This is a genomic window from Vibrio sp. 704 (assembly GCF_033339295.1).
In genome coordinates this window covers 76793-99800 of the sequence record NZ_JAWOUH010000016.1, presented here as the reverse complement: position 1 = coordinate 99800, position 23008 = coordinate 76793, and the positions used below count along the sequence as shown (strand labels likewise).

General features: G+C 44.6%; 14 protein-coding genes, 1 tRNA gene, 1 rRNA gene and 1 riboswitch. Of the genes, 10 read left to right on the top strand and 6 right to left on the bottom strand.

Annotated elements, in window-relative coordinates; all coding sequences use genetic code 11:
* Positions 1-9: 9 nt before the first annotated feature.
* Together rrf and R7R24_RS18520 are read left to right on the top strand one after the other, a co-directional pair.
* Positions 10-126 (top strand): 5S ribosomal RNA (rrf, locus tag R7R24_RS18525).
* A 77-nt stretch (positions 127-203) separates the two neighbouring features.
* Positions 204-280: transfer RNA gene (locus R7R24_RS18520), tRNA-Asp, on the top strand.
* Positions 281-1022: 742 nt separating this feature from the next.
* On the opposite strand, the gene R7R24_RS18515 is transcribed toward R7R24_RS18520, so the two are convergent.
* A complete protein-coding gene (locus R7R24_RS18515) occupies positions 1023-2354 on the bottom strand; it encodes a cation:proton antiporter (protein WP_054579433.1) in 1332 nt (443 codons plus the stop codon).
* A gap of 191 nt (positions 2355-2545) precedes the next feature.
* Between R7R24_RS18515 and metH the strand changes: the two genes are divergently transcribed.
* A complete protein-coding gene (gene metH, locus R7R24_RS18510) occupies positions 2546-6226 on the top strand; it encodes a methionine synthase (protein WP_318119583.1) in 3681 nt (1226 codons plus the stop codon).
* 86 nt (positions 6227-6312) lie between these two features.
* Here the strand turns inward: metH and lysC are convergent, their stop codons facing one another.
* The gene (gene lysC / locus R7R24_RS18505; protein WP_054579431.1) at positions 6313-7665 is read right to left on the bottom strand and encodes a lysine-sensitive aspartokinase 3; all 1353 of its coding nucleotides are present in this window, start codon (positions 7663-7665) and stop codon (positions 6313-6315) included.
* A gap of 101 nt (positions 7666-7766) precedes the next feature.
* Positions 7767-7945, bottom strand: a riboswitch (Lysine riboswitch).
* Positions 7946-8165: 220 nt separating this feature from the next.
* Here lysC and R7R24_RS18500 point away from each other — a divergent pair.
* On the top strand, positions 8166-9287 hold the full coding sequence (locus R7R24_RS18500; protein ID WP_054579430.1) for a pyridoxal-phosphate-dependent aminotransferase family protein: 1122 nt from the start codon (positions 8166-8168) through the stop codon (positions 9285-9287).
* Between the two features lie 59 nt (positions 9288-9346).
* Here the strand turns inward: R7R24_RS18500 and R7R24_RS18495 are convergent, their stop codons facing one another.
* The 4 genes from R7R24_RS18495 to R7R24_RS18480 all read right to left on the bottom strand — a co-directional run bounded on the left by R7R24_RS18495 (position 9347) and on the right by R7R24_RS18480 (position 15844).
* Complete coding sequence (locus tag R7R24_RS18495) at positions 9347-11128, bottom strand: PglL family O-oligosaccharyltransferase (RefSeq protein ID WP_054579429.1); 1782 nt, start codon at positions 11126-11128, stop codon at positions 9347-9349.
* Between the two features lie 67 nt (positions 11129-11195).
* Complete coding sequence (gene uvrA, locus R7R24_RS18490) at positions 11196-14018, bottom strand: excinuclease ABC subunit UvrA (protein WP_054575329.1); 2823 nt, start codon at positions 14016-14018, stop codon at positions 11196-11198.
* A 149-nt stretch (positions 14019-14167) separates the two neighbouring features.
* Positions 14168-15040, bottom strand: coding sequence for a UTP--glucose-1-phosphate uridylyltransferase GalU (gene galU / locus R7R24_RS18485; protein ID WP_005381239.1), 873 nt, complete (start codon positions 15038-15040; stop codon positions 14168-14170).
* 159 nt (positions 15041-15199) lie between these two features.
* Positions 15200-15844 (bottom strand): LuxR C-terminal-related transcriptional regulator, encoded by a 645-nt coding sequence (locus R7R24_RS18480; protein WP_005381237.1) that lies wholly within the window; start codon positions 15842-15844, stop codon positions 15200-15202.
* A 277-nt stretch (positions 15845-16121) separates the two neighbouring features.
* Between R7R24_RS18480 and R7R24_RS18475 the strand changes: the two genes are divergently transcribed.
* From R7R24_RS18475 to mshL, 6 genes are all read left to right on the top strand, one after another.
* Positions 16122-16661 carry a single-stranded DNA-binding protein gene (locus R7R24_RS18475; RefSeq protein WP_005381235.1) on the top strand — a complete coding sequence of 180 codons (540 nt, stop codon included), beginning with the start codon at positions 16122-16124 and terminating at the stop codon, positions 16659-16661.
* Positions 16662-16903: 242 nt separating this feature from the next.
* Positions 16904-18913 carry an RNase E specificity factor CsrD gene (gene csrD / locus R7R24_RS18470; protein ID WP_191116183.1) on the top strand — a complete coding sequence of 670 codons (2010 nt, stop codon included), beginning with the start codon at positions 16904-16906 and terminating at the stop codon, positions 18911-18913.
* A gap of 11 nt (positions 18914-18924) precedes the next feature.
* Positions 18925-20370 (top strand): hypothetical protein, encoded by a 1446-nt coding sequence (locus tag R7R24_RS18465; protein ID WP_054579427.1) that lies wholly within the window; start codon positions 18925-18927, stop codon positions 20368-20370.
* Positions 20367-21017, top strand: coding sequence for a type II secretion system protein GspM (gene gspM, locus R7R24_RS18460; protein WP_005381197.1), 651 nt, complete (start codon positions 20367-20369; stop codon positions 21015-21017). The genes R7R24_RS18465 and gspM overlap by 4 nt, the downstream gene beginning before the upstream one ends.
* Complete coding sequence (locus R7R24_RS18455; RefSeq protein ID WP_005381196.1) at positions 21010-21342, top strand: hypothetical protein; 333 nt, start codon at positions 21010-21012, stop codon at positions 21340-21342. Before gspM ends, R7R24_RS18455 begins: the two co-directional genes overlap by 8 nt.
* Before the next feature lie 20 nt (positions 21343-21362).
* Complete coding sequence (mshL, locus tag R7R24_RS18450) at positions 21363-23003, top strand: pilus (MSHA type) biogenesis protein MshL (protein WP_005388471.1); 1641 nt, start codon at positions 21363-21365, stop codon at positions 23001-23003.
* Positions 23004-23008 lie beyond the last annotated feature (5 nt).

Genomic DNA, 23008 nt, shown 5'->3' with positions numbered 1-23008 from the left:
AAGAATTTGCTTGGCGACCATAGCGTTTTGGACCCACCTGATTTCCATGCCGAACTCAGAAGTGAAACGAAATAGCGCCGATGGTAGTGTGGGGCTTCCCCATGTAAGAGTAGGACATCGCCAGGCTTTAGTTTTATTTTCACTTTTTCGAAAAGTGAAGACAAAAGCGGACGCTTGCTTATTAAAGCGAGTGATACCACTGCGGAGTGGTAGTTCAGTTGGTTAGAATACCGGCCTGTCACGCCGGGGGTCGCGGGTTCGAGTCCCGTCCACTCCGCCACTTATATTAAGCCTCAGTCGAAAGACTGGGGCTTTTTCCGTTTTGGTTACCCGACTTACCTTAAACCCACTTTCATATTGAAACCTTGCATCGAGAGGCCGGCTTCCCTCTGGCGATGCTTTCTAAGCCCTACGAGCTAGCACGTAACTCTGTGCCTTAGTCTTAGTCTTATTCCGATACCAAGCTCTAACCAAAGCTCCTTTTATTCGATATTAGAAAATCTAGTTATGTGACAGAGTTTAATTGTTTGAGCTGTCACTTGTTCCAATCTTGAAAACAGAACGACTTTGAATACAAGCTTAGTCTCACTGAGATCAAGAGGGAGGGGGGCTACATTTCTGTTAAGGCTTTGATCTACCTGAATGCTAGCTCAGTTTTATCTTGGTGGGATTGCTAACCTGTTTGGGTTCTGAACGCAATCACCCTAAATGTCTCTTTCTCATAAAAATACAAACTCGCTCATTGCTAAGTATTGTGGAAGTTTAGCTTTGATGTTTGCGAGGAGCCTATATTGCCAAGGGAAGAGAAGTGATACAGATGAAAATGGGTAAATTAAAAGGCTCGTCTATGAATACTATCTATCGGCAATAGTTAGTATCTATGAAAATGTAGCGTAGCGATTCTTAGTATATTTGAAGGTATATCAAAGAATAAGGAGCATTAGTCCTTGAAGGGGAGTCTGAAAATTAGTTATGAAAAAAGCAGCTAGGTAGCTGCTTTTTATTTATTAAGTTACGTGTCTTTAAGAGTCCACTGTCTCCGTATGTTCCGGAGTGGTTATTGCTTGGTTGCTCTCTTCCATCTTCTTCTCTTCTGCTTTTGCTTTTTCAATCATTGGAGTGATTGTTGAGCCTTGAATGAGGATAGAGAAAACAACGACGGAGTAGGTCATTACAAGAATAATCTCTTTTACATCGATTAACTTATCTTGAATCACCCAAATACCAGATGGAATGGAAAGTGCCATTGCCAATGCAAGGCCCCCGCGTAAGCCGCCCCACGTCAAGATACGTACTGACCACGGGTTATATTTTCTGTAACGCTTAAAGCCAATGTACGAGAGAAATACGCTTAGATAGCGAGCTGCTAGTACAAGAGGGACTGAAATAGCCATCATGATCCAGTCTTCTTTGTGGAATTCAAACAGCAGCATCGACATGCCGATCAGTAGGAATAACACGCCATTCAAGAACTCATCAACAAGCTCCCAAAAATGGTCAAGGTGATCTTCACTCTCTTTTGAAAAGCCAATAAAGCGTGTCCAGTTGCCAATCATAATACCGGATACAACCATTGCGAGTGGGCCTGATACATGGATGTATTCAGCAAATGCGTAACCTGCTGTTGGGACACCAATGGTAAGTAACAATTCCATTGAGTGATCATCGGTGGCACTGATCAAGTAGTGGAATAGCAAACCGAGGACGAAACCATATGTGATACCACCGATAGCTTCTTGGATGAAGAGCAAGGTGACACTACCTACAGTTGGTGCCTCAGTGCCAAATGCAATCGTAAATAGAGTGACGAAGATAACCAAACCGAAGCCATCATTGAAGAGCGATTCTCCTTCAATCTGAGTGGAGATACGTTTAGGAGCATCTAGTTTTTTCACAATAGCCAATACAGCGATTGGGTCAGTTGGTGATATTAGAGCACCAAATAGTAAGCAGTAGACCAAATCAAATTGGATGCCAATTAACTGACAAAACCCATACAGCGCAAATCCAATAAAGAACGTGGAAAACAGTGTGGCTCCAAGGGCTAAAACAGTGATCTCCCACTTTTGATCTTTAAGGTTCGGGAGTTTGATGCCTAGTCCACCAGCAAATAGTAAGAAGCCAAGAATGCCTTTGAGCAAGAAATCTTCGAAGTTAATCCTTGTGACCGTCTCCGTCGCAATTTCGGTGAGATGGAACCAGTTGTTTTGACCCGCAATTAAGATTAGAAGTGAAAGCACCATTGAACCTGCGGTAATCGCAATGGTGGTTTGCATCTTTCCTATCTTGCTGTTTACAAAAGCAATTAGCATCGCAGCTGCGGATAGAAAACATAAAGTATGATAGACCGACATAGAGCTCTCTATTTGTAACATTTTATGAATGGAATTCTCGGCTGATGCTGCTTAAATAGCAAACATTTTTTCGTGATTATTTTGCAAGTTAAGAAGGATATAAAATAATCATTAATTCTACGTTTAGACGTCTAGACTCCTGAAGTTTGTGTGATAGGATGGAAAGATAACTAAAGGAATGAGGCTGTACTGTGGGAAGTAACGTAAGACAACAGATTGAAGCTCAATTGAAGCAACGTATTCTTTTGATTGATGGTGGTATGGGAACCATGATTCAGGGATGCAAACTTGAAGAGCAAGACTATCGAGGAACGCGCTTTGCGGATTGGCATTGTGATCTAAAAGGTAACAACGACCTGTTGGTTCTAAGTCAGCCTCAACTTATCAAGGAAATTCACGCTGCATATTTAGAAGCGGGTGCAGATATTCTTGAGACCAACACTTTTAACGCAACAACCATTGCGATGGCTGACTACGAGATGGAAAGCCTAAGTGAAGAAATTAACTTTGCAGCTGCCAAGCTTGCACGTGAAGTTGTAGACGAATGGACCGCAAAAACACCCGATAAACCGCGTTATGTCGCAGGGGTTTTAGGGCCGACGAACCGCACTTGTTCTATCTCTCCTGATGTAAACGACCCTGGATATCGCAATGTCTCTTTCGACGAGTTAGTTGAGGCTTACTCTGAATCGACTCGAGCGCTTATTAAAGGTGGTTCAGACCTTATTCTTATCGAGACCATCTTCGATACGCTTAACGCTAAGGCTTGTTCATTTGCTGTTGAAAGTGTGTTTGAAGAGATGAGTATTGAGTTACCTGTGATGATCTCGGGGACTATTACTGATGCTTCCGGTCGGACATTATCCGGTCAAACCACAGAAGCGTTTTACAACTCATTACGTCATGTTAAACCGATTTCGTTTGGTTTGAACTGTGCACTTGGTCCAGATGAGCTGCGTCCTTATGTTGAAGAGCTCTCTCGTATATCAGAATCTTTTGTTTCCGCTCACCCAAATGCTGGGCTTCCGAATGCATTCGGCGAATACGATTTGTCGCCAGAAGATATGGCTAAGCATGTTAAAGAGTGGGCTCAAAGTGGCTTTTTAAACTTGATTGGTGGGTGTTGTGGTACAACTCCTGAGCACATTCGCCAAATGGCACTCGCGGTTGAAAATATCGCCCCTCGTCAATTACCTGAACTTCCCGTTGCTTGTCGCTTGTCTGGCCTAGAGCCACTCGCTATTGATAAAGACTCTTTATTTATCAATGTCGGTGAGCGTACGAATGTAACCGGTTCTGCGCGTTTTAAGCGCTTAATTAAAGAAGAGCTGTACGATGAAGCGCTCGATGTGGCTCGTCAACAAGTTGAAAATGGCGCTCAAATTATCGATATCAACATGGATGAAGGCATGTTGGATGCACAAGCTTGTATGGTTCGCTTTTTAAACCTTTGTGCGTCAGAACCTGAAATCTCAAAAGTACCAATCATGGTTGACTCTTCCAAGTGGGAGGTTATTGAAGCCGGTCTTAAGTGCATCCAAGGCAAAGGCATTGTTAACTCGATCTCTCTCAAAGAAGGCAAAGAGAAATTCGTTGAACAAGCTAAGTTGATCCGCCGTTACGGTGCGGCTGTGATTGTGATGGCGTTTGATGAGATTGGGCAAGCAGATACACGTGAGCGCAAAGTAGAAATTTGTACCAACGCTTACCGAATTCTTGTTGATGAAGTGGGCTTTCCACCAGAAGACATCATTTTTGACCCAAACATTTTTGCCATTGCTACGGGGATCGAGGAGCATAATAACTACGCGGTGGATTTCATTGAAGCCGTTGGCGATATCAAACGTGATTTACCACATGCGATGATCTCGGGTGGTGTTTCTAACGTCTCATTCTCTTTCCGTGGCAATAACTATGTACGTGAAGCGATTCACGCGGTGTTCCTCTACCACTGTTTTAAAAATGGTATGGATATGGGGATTGTGAATGCGGGTCAGTTAGAAATCTACGATAACGTGCCTGAAAAATTGCGTGAGGCTGTGGAAGATGTCGTTCTTAACCGTCGTGATGACGCCACTGAGAGATTGTTAGATATCGCGGCGGAATATGCAGGCAAAGGGGTAGGTAAAGAGGAGGATGCCTCTGCACTTGAGTGGAGAACTTGGCCTGTTGAAAAGCGCTTAGAGCACGCGTTAGTGAAAGGAATAACTGAGTTCATCGTTGATGATACCGAAGAGGCTCGTGTCAACGCTTCAAAGCCATTAGAGGTGATTGAAGGCCCATTAATGGACGGGATGAACGTCGTCGGAGACTTGTTTGGTGAAGGTAAAATGTTCCTTCCTCAGGTCGTAAAATCTGCACGAGTGATGAAGCAAGCAGTCGCGCATCTGGAGCCCTACATCAATGCAGAAAAGCAGGTGGGACAAACAAACGGTAAGATTTTGCTAGCGACGGTCAAAGGTGATGTACATGATATCGGGAAAAATATCGTTGGCGTTGTATTGCAGTGCAATAACTACGAAATTATCGATCTTGGTGTCATGGTTCCTTGCGAAAAGATCTTAAAAGTAGCGCAAGAAGAGAACGTCGATATTATTGGTTTATCAGGGTTGATCACCCCTTCATTAGACGAAATGGTGCATGTTGCAAAAGAGATGGAGCGTCTCGACTTTAACTTACCTCTTCTCATCGGTGGCGCAACAACGTCAAAAGCCCATACAGCAGTTAAGATTGAGCAAAATTACAAGCATCCAGTGGTTTACGTGAACAACGCCTCACGTGCAGTGGGCGTATGTACTTCTCTTCTGTCAGATGAACGTCGCCCTGAATTTGTTGAAAAACTTGAAGCTGATTACGAACGAGTACGTGATCAACATAATCGAAAGAAACCGAGAACCAAACCAGTGACATTAGAAGCGGCTCGAGCGAATAAAGTTGCTATCGATTGGGAAGCTTACACCCCTCCAGTGCCTGTTAAGCCTGGCATTCATATCTTCGATGATTTTGATGTGGCTATATTACGTCAATACATCGATTGGACACCATTCTTTATGACTTGGTCACTTGTGGGTAAGTATCCAACAATTTTCCAACATGAAGAAGTTGGTGAAGAAGCAAAACGTTTATTCGAAGATGCCAACGAGTTACTTGATCGAGTTGAGCGAGAAGGCCTGTTAAAAGCGCGTGGAATGTGTGGCTTATTCCCTGCTGCGAGCGTGGGGGACGACATTGAAGTTTATGCTGATGAAACTCGTACCGACGTTGTGAAAGTATTACGTAACTTGCGACAACAGACCGAGAAACCAAAAGGATTCAACTATTGTTTATCCGACTACATCGCACCTAAAGAGTCGGGTAAACATGATTGGATAGGGGCATTTGCTGTCACTGGTGGTATTGGTGAACGAGAGCTTGCTGATGAATACAAAGCACAGGGAGATGATTACAACGCAATTATGATTCAAGCGGTGGCGGATCGCCTAGCCGAAGCGTTTGCTGAGTATTTGCATGAGCGTGTCCGTAAAGAAATTTGGGGTTATGCAGCTGATGAAGATTTATCTAACGATGATCTCATTCGTGAAAAATACCAAGGTATTCGCCCTGCGCCGGGTTATCCCGCGTGTCCTGAACATACTGAAAAAGGACCGCTTTGGGAGTTACTTAATGTGGAAGAGAACATTGGTATGACTCTAACCTCCAGCTATGCAATGTATCCGGGCGCGTCAGTCTCTGGTTGGTATTTCTCTCATCCTGACTCACGTTACTTTGCGATCGCACAGATCCAAGAAGATCAGCTAGAGAGTTACGCCGATCGTAAGGGGTGGGATAGGATCGAGGCTGAAAAATGGTTAGGGCCAAACATTAACGGTTAAATTGATGTTTACCTCGTCCAAATGTAACAACTAATGAAACGACAAAGGGCTGCAAATACGCAGCCCTTTGTTTTATTGAGTTGAACTTACTTCTCAAACAACTCGGTGTGGAGTTTTTGTATGGCTTGTTTCGATACTGATTCATGGAGCAAGAAGCATAAGTTGTGAGGGCTAGCGCCATAACAAATCATGCGTAGGTTAAAATCTTCTAGCGTGCCAAAAACCTGTTTCGCGTAGCCTTTACTCTCACTCATGTTGTTACCAATGAGAGCAACGAGGCATAGGTCATGTTCAACTTCTACCTTACATAGCTCTTCTAACTCTTCTCGTACAGCTTGCGGCAGCTGCGGCGCGCCGCCGGATGTATCGGTTTGATCAAGTGTTAACGATACACTGATTTCAGATGTTGTGATCAAATCGACAGAGATCTTATGCTTTGCAAGGATCTCAAAGACCTTTGCTAAGAAGCCGTATGCGTGGAACATATTGGCGCTGCGTAGCGTTACCATGGTTTGGTTACAACGCAAAGCTAGCGCACGGAATAACGGTGAGCTTTCGATTTGGTGGCGAATCCAAGTTCCCCCTTTTTCTGGCTCTTTCGATGACCCTACAAATACCGGAATGTCGTGGCGTAATGCGGGTACTAGCGTAGAAGGGTGAAGGATTTTAGCGCCAAAGTTAGCCATTTCTGAAGCTTCACTAAAGCTGATCTCGGGAATTGGTGAGGCTTTTGGTGCAATTCGCGGGTCTGTTGTGTAGATACCTGGAACATCAGTCCAGATTTCTAGCCCTGCTGCTTTAACGCTCTCAGCAATTAAGGCGGCGCTGTAATCGCTGCCCCCTCGACCTAATGTTGTTGTATTACCGGCTTCGTCAGATCCTATGAAGCCTTGAGTAACAACAACGGATTGTTGGCAAAGTGGTACGAGTTTATCTTGCGCAAGCGTCGAAATTGCTTCAATGTTTGGCTCCGCGCGACCAAAGTTGTCATCAGTACGCAGCACATCGCGGATATCAAAGCGCACAGCTTGAATGCCTCGCTCACACATTAACTGAGTTAGAATATGCGTCGACATGAGTTCGCCACATGCGACTAAATGATCGGTTAACTTCGCACTAGCTTGGATAGATGCAGCCTCGGCCAGGCTGGTTACGGTATCTAATATGCCATACACCTCGGCAGCAGTTTTCGTGCTGTCTTCGAGCTGAGTTAAAATGGCGTCATGAATGTTGGCCAAATTTTGTAGCAGCTCAGTACGGTGCGTTTGATCCTGAACACCGTTGGCGAGTTCTACCAATAGGTTGGTGACGCCAGAGCAAGCGCTGCTCACGACCAGGCGAGTAGTTGGATTGTTTTCGATAATGGTGGCGCAACGACTCATTGCCTCAAAGTTGGCAACACTGGTTCCACCGAATTTAGCTACGTTAAATGCGCTCACTGCGTTCTCCCACGACTTCCTAAAAAATTGTACATCCAATGTTTAGTGAGAAAAGGAACAGAGCAAAAAGAGAGGTATTTAGAATGCTATTTGAAAAATTTACCCTCAGAAGCCCTTCATCAGACTGCGCTGATGACAGTTGATGGGATTCAGCCCAATTCAACCGACAAGTCAAATCCTGCAACTTTGACTTACCTCGGCACTACTCCCCCTCAATGATTGGTGTTGGAATTGCGGTTCCACAAATCATCTACCTGGGTAGCGCTCCTCTTCTACATAAAGCTCAAACATTGAACGGTTTTGAGACCTTAATGTCAATCAATATTTCAACCTTTATGGTGTTTTTTATTAACGATTTTGTGACACTGGTTTGACCTCCATACTTACGGCTAATTGCTGATAGAGGAAAAATCTATTAGGGTGAAGAACCCTACACCTGAGCCATGTTATTGAATAGAACTTTTAGAATGCTCAGGATAAAAGATAATCAAGGAGCTGACATGTCGATCCAAAGCTTTATTCCACCTCACCGTATTTTAATGGGACCTGGTCCTTCTGATATTTATCCTCAAGTGTTACAAGCACTAAGCCGTCCTACTGTAGGTCACCTTGATCCTCTGTTTATCGGTATGATGGATGAGCTCAAGCAGCTATTGAAGTATGCCTTTCAAACTGACAATGAGTTCACGATTGCGGTTTCAGCGCCAGGTAGTGCAGGGATGGAAACCTGCTTTGTAAACTTGATCGAGAAAGGCGATAAAGTGATCGTCTGCCGTAATGGTGTATTTGGTGAACGCATGCGCGAAAATGTCGTCCGTGCTGGTGGTGAAGTTGTTATCGTCGATGATGAATGGGGGACGCCTGTTTCCATTGATAAAGTCGAGCAAGCACTCGAACAGCACCCAGATACAAAAATTCTTGCTTTTGTGCATGCGGAAACCTCAACTGGTGCAGTCAGTGATGCTCAAGCATTGGGTAAGCTGGCGAAACAGCATAATGCATTATCTATTGTTGATGCGGTGACGTCACTTGGTGGTGTGCCGTTAAAAGTGGATGAATGGCAACTGGATGCGGTTTACTCTGGTAGTCAAAAATGTTTGTCATGTGTACCTGGGCTCTCACCAGTGACGTTTTCTCCTGCCGCGATTGAAAAGATTCAAGCAAGAACAACACCAGTACAGAGTTGGTTCCTCGATCAGAGTTTAGTTTTGGGGTATTGGAGTGGAGAAGGCAAGCGTAGTTACCATCATACGGCGCCAGTTAATAGCTTGTATGCGCTTCATGAAGCTTTATTGATACTGAAAAATGAAGGATTAGAAAACGCTTGGGCTCGTCACCAACTGATGCATGAAAAACTCAAAAATGGCTTACAAAAGTTAGGCTTTGAATTTGTTGTGGACGAATCCCATCGGTTGCCACAATTAAATGCGATTTATGTGCCTGAAGGAATTGATGAAGCAAAAGTTCGTGCTCACTTGCTAGAAACCTATAACCTAGAAATTGGTGCAGGCCTTGGGGCATTAGCTGGTAAAGCGTGGCGTATTGGCTTAATGGGTTACGGCGCTCGATCTGAAAACGTTGCGCTGTGCTTAAAAGCGTTAGAAGAGTCACTCACTGAATAAAATCATACAGTAATGAGATAAAGAAAAGCGAAGGTCATCCCTTCGCTTTTTTGTATTTATTACTCAGCTCCTGAAGTGGGGGCTGGTGAGGCAGAGATTGCTTGAGAGGGTGGTCGGTAATTGACGTCACTGAAATCAATCTTCGGGAACAAAAACTGCGCTTCAGCTCTAATTTGCTCCGCTTTACTTGAGTCATCTAAGCTTTGGTAGGCCAAAATCAAATTATTATAAAATGCAGGGCGAGGCTTATCTTTGATGATTTTTAGCGACCAATCGATATAAGGCTGAATCAAGGTTGCGTCTTGTTGGTACAGCCCAAGGTTTAAAAACGTGCTGTAGACATCCCAATCAAACCTGTCTTTCCAAACTACAGGGTTACTGACTTGATTCAGAATATCAGGGTTAGTTGGTCTAGTGGTCTCAAACTTCGTCAATACATAGTTCGTATGTAATGCGCTTACCATGTAAAACGTAAACGCAACGGGAAGTACCAAACTAAAAACACGCAGCAAGCTTTTGGTCACATTACTAAAGCCGACTTGTCGATAACGAGAGACGCGCTGATCGACCCAGTACAGCAGGATAACGAAGATCAACCAATGCACGAGAGAGTGGTAGAAAGGGTATTCCAGTTGTGAGTGCAATACGATAGGTATAAACAAGGCCAGCAACGCAAGACGAGTTCCGCGTTTGGCTTGATAGATTCGATACAGTACCAGTGCCATCGCTAAGAAGATGCCGAGTATTGGCAGCAAGCCACCTTCTACTCCCCAGTAAAGCAGCTCGTTATGCGGATGATCCATGGCAGGCAAACCAGCTGGGTAATTCTCATTTAGGGCATGTTGACGAGCCGTATACAGCATGTACTCAGATTCAAACTTGCCATATCCATAACCAGTAAAAGGCTTTTCAATCACCATGTCTAATGTTTGCGGAAAAGTATACGCTCGAGGAGACTCTATATTTACTTTTTCTGCGGCTAACCCACCTCCATCAGGAAAGGCAAGATGCATGACAACGACTGAGAGTAAGAGCCCACTTACAAGTGACACAACCCAGCGGATAAAGCGCCCTTTGGTTGCAAAGCGGTACATGTATGGAATGACCAACAACACGGCGATGACCGAGGCTAACCAACCAGTGCGTGAAGCCAACGCCACAATTAGTGGTAAAGTTAAAACTGGTACGGCATAGAGAAGGTAAACATCGCTTAACTTACGGTCGTATTTGTAGGGCTGACGTGCAAGTAAATAGCTGGCAATCACCAACCCTGTCGCAAGAAAGCTGGCCATTACATTGGGCTGTTGGAAAATACCATAAGGACGATTGGCCACCGTGTCGTAACCAAACGGATTGCCTGGTTTGAGATACAGATATTGTGTCAAACCAAAAATGGCTTCGATAACAACCGCAAGGACAATGAACCATAATAGGCGTTGGCGATGTTTATTACTGAAATGAAATTGTTGTAAGACAATAAAGAACAGGACACCACACCACAGGCCAATGAGCTTATTGGCTGCCAAACTGCTATTCGCATTTGGGTACAGAATGGGCACCGTCATGATAAGAGCACTAATGAACAAGCCGATGGTTAGTTTTGAGTAACGTAGTACTCGATTATTCGCAAGTTGGTAACACCCAATGCCTAATGCAAAGCTAAAAGCAATCCAAGTTGTCGCATTGAACGAAAGCGAAAGCCCCGAACCGCCGGGGTTGGGCATGAAAAAGTGCATTGCTAACACAAATAGTGTTGCCAAGGCAATGAGAAACTTGCGATTGAGGGGAACCTGTACTTTTTCGGGAGAAAGCTTTGTTCCACTTACATGTATAGTAGCCATAGTTATTGCGTTGTTTTGAATGAAAAAAGACCAGCACTTGCTGGTCTCGATACTTTACCTGTTTTTTCTACTTCAACATAGGCTTGAGGAAGTGAGCTGTGTGCGAACCCTCGATTTGCGACACATCTTCCGGAGTGCCTTGAGCAATTATCTCGCCGCCACCCTGACCCCCTTCAGGACCAAGATCGATAATCCAGTCCGCAGTCTTAATGACGTCCAGGTTATGCTCGATCACCACGACAGTATTTCCGTGGTCGCGAAGTCTGTGCAGTACAGTGAGCAACTGCTGGATATCATGGAAGTGCAAGCCGGTTGTTGGTTCATCCAAAATGTACAAGGTTTTTCCTGTATCACGTTTGGATAGCTCTCGCGCCAGTTTCACACGCTGTGCTTCACCACCGGAGAGTGTTGTTGCCGCTTGACCCAATCGTATGTACGACAAACCCACATCCATCAGTGTTTGTAGTTTGCGAGCGATGGCAGGAACTGGATCGAAGAAGGTGCGTGCATCTTCGACCGTCATTTCTAGTACTTCATCAATAGTTTTACCTTTGTAACGTACTTCGAGCGTTTCACGGTTGTAGCGTTTACCTTTACACACATCACATGGCACATAAACATCTGGTAGGAAATGCATTTCTACTTTGATAACACCGTCACCCTGACAGGCCTCACAACGACCACCGCGTACGTTAAAACTAAAACGGCCCGGCTTGTAACCGCGAGAACGCGACTCCTGTGTGCCTGCAAACAGTTCACGGATTGGGGTAAAGATCCCCGTATAGGTTGCAGGGTTAGAGCGAGGTGTACGGCCAATTGGGCTTTGATCGATATCGATGACTTTATCGAAGTGCTCTAGACCTTTAATCGATTTATAAGGTGAAGGCTGAGCCGTTGTCGCTCCGTTAAGTTGGGTATGCGCAATTTTAAAGAAAGTATCATTAATCAGCGTTGATTTACCTGAGCCAGATACCCCTGTAATACAGCTGAATAACCCAACAGGAATTGAAAGGTTAACGTTTTTAAGGTTATTACCTGTTGCGCCTAATAGCTCAACCGTTTTTTTCGGATCTCGCGGCGTGCGATCTTTCGGTACTGTGATTTCTTTAACACCACTTAAGTACTGACCTGTCAGAGAATTCGGATTCGCGACTATCTCTTCCATGGTGCCTTCCGCAACAACATTACCACCATGTACGCCAGCACCAGGACCAATATCTATGACATGATCTGCACAGCGAATCGCATCTTCATCGTGTTCTACCACAAGTACGGTATTACCTAAATCGCGCAAATGAGTCAGTGTTTTTAGGAGTCGTTCGTTATCACGCTGGTGGAGGCCAATCGACGGTTCATCTAAGACGTACATGACACCAACAAGACCTGCACCAATTTGGCTTGCTAAACGAATACGTTGAGCTTCACCGCCTGATAAGGTTTCTGCACTGCGTGATAAGTTTAGGTAGTTCAAACCGACGTTAACTAAGAATTGCAGGCGGTCGTTGATTTCCTTCATCACTTTTTCAGCGATTTGGGCGCGTTGACCTTCCAGTTTCAAGGAATGGAAGAATTCCAATGCATCAGCAATGCTGAGTTCAACAATCTCAGGTAGTGTCGTATCAGCAATAAACACGTTACGTGCTTCAAGGCGTAGACGAGTACCGCCACAGCTTGAACAAGATTTAGTGGAGATGTATTTTGCAAGCTCTTCACGGACAGAGTTGGATTCTGTATCACGATAGCGACGTTCTAGGGTATTCAGAATACCTTCGAATGGATGGCGTTTAACGCGAATATCGCCACGATCGTTGATGTATTTAAACTCAATCTCAGTACGACCTGAGCCCTTTAGAATGACATCTTGCGTTTTCTTTGGCAGAGAATTAAAAGGGGCATGGAGGTCAAAACCATAATGATCGGCCAATGAGGTGAGCATTTGGAAGTAGTAGTAGTTCTTTTGATCCCAACCGCGAATCGCACCTTGTGCCAAGCTTAATGAATCATCTTGAATGACTCGGCTTGGATCGAAGTATTGTTGAACACCCAAGCCATCACAAGTGCCACATGCACCAGCAGGGTTGTTGAATGAGAAAAGTCGCGGCTCTAACTCTTGCATGCTGTAACCACATTGTGGACAAGCGAAGTTGGCGGAGAAAATAATCTCTTCACCGTCGCCATCCATTGGCGCGACAACCGCAATTCCGCCTGATAATTCGAGCGTGGTCTCGAAAGATTCGGCCAAGCGCTGTTGTAAGTCTGGACGAACTTTAAAGCGGTCTACCACCACTTCAATGGTGTGCTTTTTATGTAGCTCAAGGGTTGGAGGATCGGAAAGATCGCAAGTTTCTCCATCAATACGCGCACGAATAAAGCCTTGAGCCGCTAAGTTCTCAAGCGTTTTAACATGCTCACCTTTACGTTCTTTGACAATAGGTGCCAATAGCATCATTTTGCTGCCTTCCGGCATCTCTAGGACTTTGTCCACCATTTGACTGATGGTTTGCGCAGCAAGAGGGGCATGGTGCGTTGGACAGCGGGGTTCGCCCACACGAGCATACAATAGACGTAAGTAGTCGTAGACTTCGGTAATTGTACCGACGGTTGAACGCGGGTTATGAGAAGTAGATTTCTGTTCAATAGAAATCGCAGGTGATAACCCTTCAATGTGGTCGACATCGGGTTTTTCCATCAGAGACAAAAACTGACGAGCGTAGGCAGAGAGAGACTCTACGTAGCGTCGTTGGCCTTCTGCATACAATGTATCGAAAGCGAGAGAGGATTTACCGGAGCCACTTAGTCCAGTAATGACAATCAGTTTATCGCGAGGGATTGTAAGATTAATGTCTTTAAGGTTATGGGTTCGGGCACCGCGAACTTCTATTTTATCCATCGTTTTTGCTCTATGTATAACCAAGTGGGGCAAGTATTACATAGTGTGAGAAATGTGCAAAGAAAATTACTGGATAAAAAAACAGTAAAGTAAAAAGCCCAGCGTTGTGCTGGGCTTTCGATACAGTAATTTCGTACTATAACGATGCTTTATACTGCTTTTTGTGTTGCGTGCTTACCTAGCTCAGAGGTTTTTTCATCTTTTAGATACAGGTTTTCAAAACAATAGTTAGTTGCTTCGATGTAACCTTCAACGCTACCACAGTCAAAGCGTTTGCCCTTGAATTTGTAAGCCAATACACAGCCCGCTTTTGCTTGTTTTAGCAGCGCGTCAGTGATTTGAATTTCACCACCTTTACCTGGTTCAGTGTTTTCAATCAGTTCAAAAATATCGGGAGTCAGGATGTAGCGGCCAATGATAGCAAGGTTGCTAGGTGCCGTGCCTTTCTCTGGTTTTTCTACCATGTCGTCTACGCGGTAGATGTCGTCTTTGATCATTTCACCAGAGATAACGCCGTATTTGTGTGTTTCTTCGGCTGGTACTTCTTGCACTGCAACGATAGAACAGCGGAACTGCTTAAATAGTGCCACCATCTGAGCCAGTACGCCCTCTTGCTCGTTCACACAAAGGTCATCTGCAAGAACAACAGCAAATGGCTCATCGCCTACCAATTCTCGTCCAGTTAGAATCGCGTGGCCCAAGCCTTTCATTTCGCGTTGACGTATATAAGTGAAGTTTGCAGATTCAATGATTTCACGGATATCTACCAACAGCTCTTCTTTGTTGGTACCGCTAATCTGATGTTCCAGTTCGTAGTTCTTATCAAAGTGGTCCATGATCGAGTGCTTGCCACGACCTGTCACAATACACATGCCGTTCATACCAGCTTGGATTGCTTCTTCGACACCGTATTCAATAAGCGGTTTGTTCACGACTGGCATCATCTCTTTTGGCATAGATTTCGTTGCCGGTAGGAAGCGAGTGCCATAGCCTGCAGCAGGGAACAGACATTTTTTTATCATTGGGGGAATATCCTATCTCGTTTTTATCAAGAATCTGCGCATAACTTTAACACGAGAGGTATCAATGAATCATGAATAAAGTAGGAAAAAATGTGAGACTCGGTGCGGAAAAAAGATGAGCGACTCGTCATTTCAGTTATCAGAGCCGCTCACATTGCATCATGACATTAAGTTTTGGTCTGCCCAGGCGATTGCCTGTACTCGGTTCTTTACGGATAGCTTTTTGAATATCTGATACAAGTGCGATTTGATGGTGAATTCACTGACGAATAACTCCTCGGCCATCTGACTGTTCGAGGCGCCAGCTTGTAGGCAACGCAGTACTTGTAGCTCACGAATGGTTAGGTCTACCGTAGCTGGTGCAGTATGAGTATTAATGACATTGCGGTAATAGTGTAAAAGTTGACTGGTTACATTACGCGGCAGCCAGTTTTGACCGTTAACAATGCCTTTTAACCCTTCTCCAATTTGCTCTAGCGTATCTTCAGAATAAAACACACCTTTTAATTGACCAAATGAAAGAAGTTCATCTGTGGTTAGTCTTTTAGGCACGTTGAAGACAACGGTTTCAAAGTTTTTCCATACAAGAGGCAAGTTTTTGATCGATTGAACAAGTGATTTATGTTCACTGAAGTCGATCAGTAGAATTTTATTACGGTGTTGTGGCTTGGCTTCCATGAGTGCTGCGGTTGAAATCACCGGGATGCTCATATCAACGTACTTTTCGAGTGCCGCCACTTTTTTTTGCGCATTATCTTCCATACTGATCAGAAATAGCTTTCTTGCGTAAGCCGACTTTCTCACGTGTTCCAATCTCCCTGGGTTCAATAGAAGCCATAAACTGGCATTAAAGAGAGGCCATAACCATCGCTTTACTGAATAAATGCGTTCGAATTCAAAGCTTCACGAAACGATGTCTGCAACGCGAATCAAAAATGCTACACACGTAAGTTGAAATACGATTTGGGTTCTAGAGGATGACTCAATAGATCACAATGGTATTAGACTTTAATCAAAACATTAAAGCGTGCTATTCTAATGCGCTAAAATTTTATATATCCAGAGTGAAACGGAGCACATCATGGCCAGCCGTGGAATTAACAAAGTTATTTTGGTGGGGAATCTAGGTAACGACCCTGAAATTCGTTACATGCCGAATGGCGGTGCAGTAGCAAACATTACTATTGCGACTTCTGATTCATGGCGTGATAAAGCGACTGGCGAACAGCGCGAAAAAACGGAATGGCACCGTGTTGTGTTGTTCGGCAAACTTGCGGAAGTAGCAGGTGAGTATTTGCGTAAAGGCTCTCAAGTTTACATTGAAGGGCAACTGCAAACTCGCAAATGGCAAGATCAAAGTGGTCAAGATCGCTACTCAACTGAAGTCGTTGTTCAAGGCTTCAATGGTGTGATGCAAATGCTTGGCGGTCGTGCTCAAGGTGGCGGCGCACCTATGGGCGGTCAACAGCAGCAACAAGGTGGATGGGGTCAGCCTCAACAGCCAGCTCAGCAGCAGTACAATGCGCCTCAGCAACAGCAACCACAACAACAGGCTCCGCAGCAATCACAGCAGCAGTACAATGAGCCACCAATGGATTTTGACGACGATATCCCGTTCTAAATTCTGCTTATGCTTGAATCGAAAAGGCCGCGAATATCGCGGCCTTTTTTATTGTCGCAATCTAATGATCTCACAGGCTTATCTTGGCAAGGTTAGGCGTAACAATAAAACTTATCAATGAGTGTGATTTTCTTTATGCTCCAGCCTCTCACTATCAGACTAATCCGATTGTTTGATGAACTCTTATCAAGTATAAATATTTCAATAAGGTATATGATGAATAAAAAAGGAATTTGGTATTCATGAGGTATACCCCAACTCTTAAGTTAAGCACACGGCTGGTGGCCTTCGTCACCATGATCGTTATCTGCGCCATGTTTATCTTGTTTGTCGGTGGCACCCTCTCTTTTAAACGTCTTGGGCAGGAATATCTCACCCATTATTTAGAAGGGATCGTAGAGGTGGTCGACAAGGAGATGGAAGATCCTGACGCCGCTTATTCTATGCAGCGCTGGATGCCGAAAATGCTGCAGGCTTCCAATATTGTCGAAATGACGTTGTCGACCAACAACGCCGTTGTTTATCGCTTCAAAGATACTTCTCATCAAATGGAAGCGTCAGTCTTGTTTGAGGCAGAGTATCAGCTGACTCACAATCAAGATTACACGATTCACTTTAAAGCAATTCCCCCTTACTTAGGTTACAGCTACTCAATGCAGGCGCTTTGGTCGATCACGCTTGCCGTTATATTGATCATCTTCTGCTTAATGCGCGGCGTGGCATGGCTTAAGGAGCAATTAGAAGGCTCCGAAATGCTCGAAGAGCGAGGCAGAATGATCCTGGCTGGTAGGGTGGAGCAGTATGCCAAAGGTGACAAAAAAGAATGGCCTTACACCGCCAGTGAAGCGCTCGATGTATTAATCGAAGAGTTACAAGATGCGCGTCAAGAGCGAAGCCGATTTGATACCTTTATTCGAACTCAAACCTTCCTTGATAAGCTAACCGGTACCGCTAACCGAGTGTTATTTGATAGCAAGTTGGAATCGGCGTTACTAGAAAGTGGGGCTCGCGGCGCCGTGTTGCTAGTGCGTATTCAAGACTGGAAACTGGTTGAAGAAGAGCAAGATAAGCAAATTACGGATGAGTTTATTGTTGAAGTTGGGAGTTTATTGTCCAATTTAGTTCAACGATACCCAGATGTTGTATTTTCCCGTTATTACGATGCTGATTTTGCGCTTTTTCTACCGCACCAAAGTGCGAAAGATGTGGCTAACCTCGCCTCGCAATGCATTCGCCAGTTAGAAAAGTTAATGCCGCCAGAGCCACTTGATCCAGACAACTGGTGCCATATTGGCATCACCACTTATAAAGAAGGTGAGCGACACAGCCAAATCATTGATGAAGCCGAGACTGCTTTGCGTAGTGCGCAACTACAAAATAACAATAATTGGAGTCGCTTCAAAAAATGGAACCACGATGAAGAAGCTCGCGGAAGTGTGAGGTGGAGAACGTTATTTGACACAGCACTTACACCTGAAAGTGTGATACTCTACGCACAATCTGTGCACCCAATAAGTGACGCGACGCATAAAAAATCATTATATGAAGAGTTAACATGTCGGATTCGCGATCCTGAGAATGGGATTGTTAAAGCGTCTCGGTTCATTTCTGCGATCAGACAGGTTGGTTATGAAGCGCAAATGGATAAGTCGGTTATTAATAAATTCTTAAGAGAGTTTAAGGGTAATTTTGATAACTCAAGATCGTATGCGCTCAATTTGAATGTAACGCCATTTTCTAACCGAGAGTACTTTAAATGGTTTCGTGATGAACTCTTACAGTTGTCACGTGAGCAGAGAAAGTGTCTCAGTTTTGAGTTTGTTGAAGCACAATTTGTAAGACACTTAGACTTTATGCGACCAGTCGCTAAAATGCTGGCCGGTTTAGGGTGCCACTTAATGGTTGGGCAGGCTGGGCGTACCATCGTTAGCACTCACTATTTAAAAGAAGTGGACATTCGTTACCTTAAACTTCATCGCAGTTTAGTAGCAAAAATCGACCAACGACATGAAAACCAGCTATTTGTCCGCAGTATGCTAGGTGCGGCGGCAAACAGTAAAACTAAAATTATAGCAGTGGGAATTGAGAATCAGAACGAGCTCAACACATTAATTGAGCTCGGGGTTTATGGTGGGCAAGGGCGTTACTTTTCTGCGGAGCAGCAGTTTCTTCCTCGTCCCCAAGCGTTGCCGAATTCTCAATCAGAATCCCAAGTTAAATTGGGAAGACGAAATCGCTGGCGGAAAAAATAAAGATAATAATCATGGATTTCAAAGCACTATTCGACAAGCTTAAGCGATCATCTAGTGGTGGTCGCTCCTGCTTTTTGGTTATTCAGCCAGACGCCGTTTATTTATCATCTTCAATCAAAAGTAGTCGTCCATACCAATTTGATATTTCTGAGTCCAATTGGGAAAAAGCCGTTGAGCAAGCATTGAGCGTTGCAGCGAGTGCGTATGATTCATTAACGGTTATTCTTTCTCATAACTATTACCAGATGTACCAAATCGACAAACCGGTCATGCCGCGTCAAGAATGGCCAGCTGCATTACCGTTTTTGTTGAAAGAACTGATCTCTGAGCGTGCCATCGACATTATTGCCGATGCGGTCGAGTTACCGAATTCAACCAAAGTGCAAGCATACGTCTTATCGCGAAAAATATTGGATAAGATTGTGTTACTGGCCAGCCGAGCCCAGTTACCATTAGAAGCCATTCTTCCTGAAGACGATATTTGGGGAGAGACTGCGGGTGAACTAGGAAACTTCCTATTATTACAACGCAGTGTGCGTGGTCATTTCCGTATAAGCGCTTTTGTTGAAAATACTATTGCGTTCCACCGCTCTATTCGCAGTGTGACGCCACCGTTAACGGGGGTTCCGTCTAGCGATTTACAGATGGACAGTCTGTCGTTAGAACTGCAACGTTCGATTGATTATCTTTCATCTCAGTTACGCCACGTGCAATTACATCAATTGAAAGTGTGCTGCGATGAAGAGGATGAGAGCGAGCTTGTTCAGGCTCTGAACTACCGTTTAAGTACTAAGGTTTCACCGTTATTACCACCAGAACATGAGCTATCAGGACATGTTTTGGCTGACACTGCGGCTACTTCAAATACTCGACGCGTCAACTTATATCCCGATTACTTAAAGCCGAAAAAAGAGCTCCTGACGCTAAAAAATATCGCGTTATCTTGGGGCGTTGCGGCGGCTGCAATTCTATTTTCTTACGGTTATGTCACTTGGCAGAGCAGCGGTTTGGAAGATGAGATTGCTATTGTAAAAAGTAAAGGCGATATCATGAAGTCAGAGCTTGAACGTTATCAAGTCAAGCTACGTAAGCATCAACCTGACAATAATAAGCTGGCAGCTAAAGCCCGCTTAGAGCGTGAAGTCAAGGCGAAGCGAGACTCGCTTAAAGCTGTCGGGAAATACGATGACTCGCAACGCACGGGTTACTCTGGCGTGATGCAATCATTAGCGAAGCTAGGAAACCAAGAAATTTCTTTGTCCGAAATTCGAATCAATACCCATACCTTAGACCTGAAGGGACTAGCGAAAAAACCGAGCTCAGTGCCAAATTGGGTCAGCCAATTTAAAAATGAAATTAGCTTGGTTGGCCGAACGTTTGACGACGTCAAAATAGGTCGAAATGATAAGGATATTGTGACGTTTGAACTAAAAACGCGCGAGGATAAAGAGAAATGAACGAATTCTGGCTCTCATTAGAAGGGCGCTTTGGCGAAATGAGTACGCGTGAAAAAGTGCTCACCGCATTGTGCGGTTTAGTTGTCGTGATCATGTTGCTCTTTACGCTGGTATTGGAGCCAAAGCTTAACGAGATCATCAGTAATGAGAGGCAACTAAGTAATTTAAAGCAAGCCAATCAAAAGATTGAAATCGATACGCTACGTATTCAGGCGCAACTTAAGAAAGATCCAAATGCTGAGATTGATCGCGCGATATCTAATCTGTTAGCTGAGAGTCAGCATCTTTCGATGCAATTAGCGGAGATCATCGAGCATCTTATTACACCTTCGCAAATGGCTGAGCTGCTTGAAAATGTGTTGGAGCAGCAAAGTGGCATTCACCTTTTGTCTCTGCAAACCTTGCCATCTGAGCCAATAACGGAAGATAAAGAAGCATCGCAATACTCTGGTTACTACGTGCATCCTGTTCGTATGGAACTGACTGGTGACTATTTTTCTATTGCTAATTATCTGAATAAATTGGAGAGCCTTCCTGCGAGTTATTACTGGCGCAGCTTTAGTTATAAAGTCGAAGAGTACCCGAAAGCGAAGCTTGTGTTAGAAGTCTACACACTAGGATCTAGAGAGGAGTTTATTGGTGGTTAACAAACTCATCATCTCATTGCTTGTTATGGCAGCGGCAGGAACCGCTTGGGCAAACCAGGACCCAACGGCCCCACTTGGTTGGGAAAAGCCAGCGGTTGAAACGTCAGCGAAACCAAAAGTTAAACGGTACCGACTGCCTAAGCTCAACAGTATTGTGTGTAAGCCAAGTACTGATTGTATCGCGATTATGGATAACAAACTTGTCGAAAAAGGCGAGCTATTTAAGGGTTATCGCGTCGCGAGCATTAATAGTGAATTTGTAACTTTAAAGCGTGGTAACCGTCAGTGGGACCTAGAGCTTTTTGATTTAAACGTAAAACAATAATAACCAGAGCCCGATCAGATATGCGCAAATTAGTTGTAGGAATAACGATTGCTTCTTTAATGGGATGTTCAATGGGTCATCGGAATCCAGTGGAAGTTAAAGAAGCGCTCAATGAATCGATCAATCAAGCGAACAGCCGCACATTGGAAGAAATTCCTTCTTCTGTTGAGGCAGACTTGATGCCAAATTTAGACTCGAACGTTGCATCAGAGCAAGGCACCTCGAAGCGTTTTCGTATTCAAGCGAATGCGGTCGATGCAAGAAGCTTTTTCGCCTCGTTGGTGAAAGGCACAGAGTACAGCGTGGCGATTCACCCATCGGTACAAGGTAATATCACCGTCAACTTGTCAGATGTGACATTGGATGAAGTTCTGAATGTCGTACAGAATATGTATGGCTATGACGTGGTGAAGTCTGGCAAAGTTATTCAAATCTACCCAGCAGGTATGCGTACGGTGACCATTCCAGTCGATTACCTGCAGTTCAAGCGTTCTGGTCGCTCATTAACCAGCATTGTTACGGGCTCTGTAACCTCGGCTGGTACGTCTAATTCTGGTGGTAGCTCAGACAGTTCTGACTCGTCAGACTCTAACAATGGAAACAACAACGATAGCTCGACCACATCTACGGGTGGTACACGCATTGAAACCATCACTGAAAGTGATTTCTGGCCGATGCTGCAGCAAGCTGTTGCGAATCTAATTGGTTCAGGCAAAGGGCAAAGTGTGGTTGTAACGCCACAAGCGGGAGTTATTACGGTTCGAGCATTTCCAGATGATATTCGCGAAGTACGCGAGTTCTTAGGTGTATCGCAGGAGCGCATGCAGCGCCAGGTCATTCTTGAAGCTAAAATCCTAGAAGTGACGTTGAATGATGGCTACCAACAAGGCATCAACTGGTCAAACTTATCGGCGTCAATTGGTAACTCGGGTAGTATCGTAGTCAACCGCCCTGCGTCGACATTACCACCATTGGATGCGATTGGCACGCTATTGGGCGGTCAAACCAACGTGACTATTTCGGATGGTAACTTCAATGCCGTGTTGAGCTTTATGTCTACGCAAGGTGACTTGAACGTCCTTTCGAGCCCTCGTATTACCGCTGCCAACAACCAAAAATCTGTCATCAAGGTCGGTACCGATGAGTACTTTGTTACCGAGCTATCGAGTAATGCAGGCAACGGTGAAAACTCAAATGCAGTTCCTGAAGTGGAACTGACGCCATTCTTCTCGGGTATTTCCCTCGATGTGACTCCGCAAATTGATAACAAAGGCAATGTGTTCCTGCATGTTCACCCCGCAGTTATTGAAGTCACGGAAGAAGTGAAGCAATTGAACTTGGGCGGAGATTTCCAAAACATCCAACTGCCATTAGCGAAAAGCTCTATTCGTGAATCAGACTCGGTTATTCGTGCTAAAGATGGCGATGTTGTGGTTATCGGCGGGTTGATGAAACAGCAAAATCGTGAGCTTGTTTCTAAAGTCCCATTTTTGGGCGATGTACCAGCACTGGGGCATTTGTTCCGCAACGTGAATAACGTAACTGAGAAAACAGAATTGGTCATCTTGCTAAAACCGACCGTAGTTGGCGTGAACTCTTGGCAGAAAGAGCTAGAGCGCTCTCGTGATCTGCTGCAAGAGTGGTTCCCAGATGCGCAATAAGCGCT

What these genes read in the sequence shown, in the direction of transcription:
- R7R24_RS18475 (WP_005381235.1), top strand. Translation starts at nt 16,122, where the DNA reads ATGGCCAGCCGTGGAATTAACAAAGTTATTTTGGTGGGGAATCTAGGT.
- mshL (WP_005388471.1), top strand. Translation starts at nt 21,363, where the DNA reads ATGCGCAAATTAGTTGTAGGAATAACGATTGCTTCTTTAATGGGATGT.
- R7R24_RS18515 (WP_054579433.1), bottom strand. Translation starts at nt 2,354, where the DNA reads ATGTCGGTCTATCATACTTTATGTTTTCTATCCGCAGCTGCGATGCTA.
- csrD (WP_191116183.1), top strand. Translation starts at nt 16,904, where the DNA reads ATGAGGTATACCCCAACTCTTAAGTTAAGCACACGGCTGGTGGCCTTC.
- gspM (WP_005381197.1), top strand. Translation starts at nt 20,367, where the DNA reads ATGAACGAATTCTGGCTCTCATTAGAAGGGCGCTTTGGCGAAATGAGT.
- uvrA (WP_054575329.1), bottom strand. Translation starts at nt 14,018, where the DNA reads ATGGATAAAATAGAAGTTCGCGGTGCCCGAACCCATAACCTTAAAGAC.
- galU (WP_005381239.1), bottom strand. Translation starts at nt 15,040, where the DNA reads ATGATAAAAAAATGTCTGTTCCCTGCTGCAGGCTATGGCACTCGCTTC.
- R7R24_RS18465 (WP_054579427.1), top strand. Translation starts at nt 18,925, where the DNA reads ATGGATTTCAAAGCACTATTCGACAAGCTTAAGCGATCATCTAGTGGT.
- R7R24_RS18500 (WP_054579430.1), top strand. Translation starts at nt 8,166, where the DNA reads ATGTCGATCCAAAGCTTTATTCCACCTCACCGTATTTTAATGGGACCT.
- R7R24_RS18495 (WP_054579429.1), bottom strand. Translation starts at nt 11,128, where the DNA reads ATGGCTACTATACATGTAAGTGGAACAAAGCTTTCTCCCGAAAAAGTA.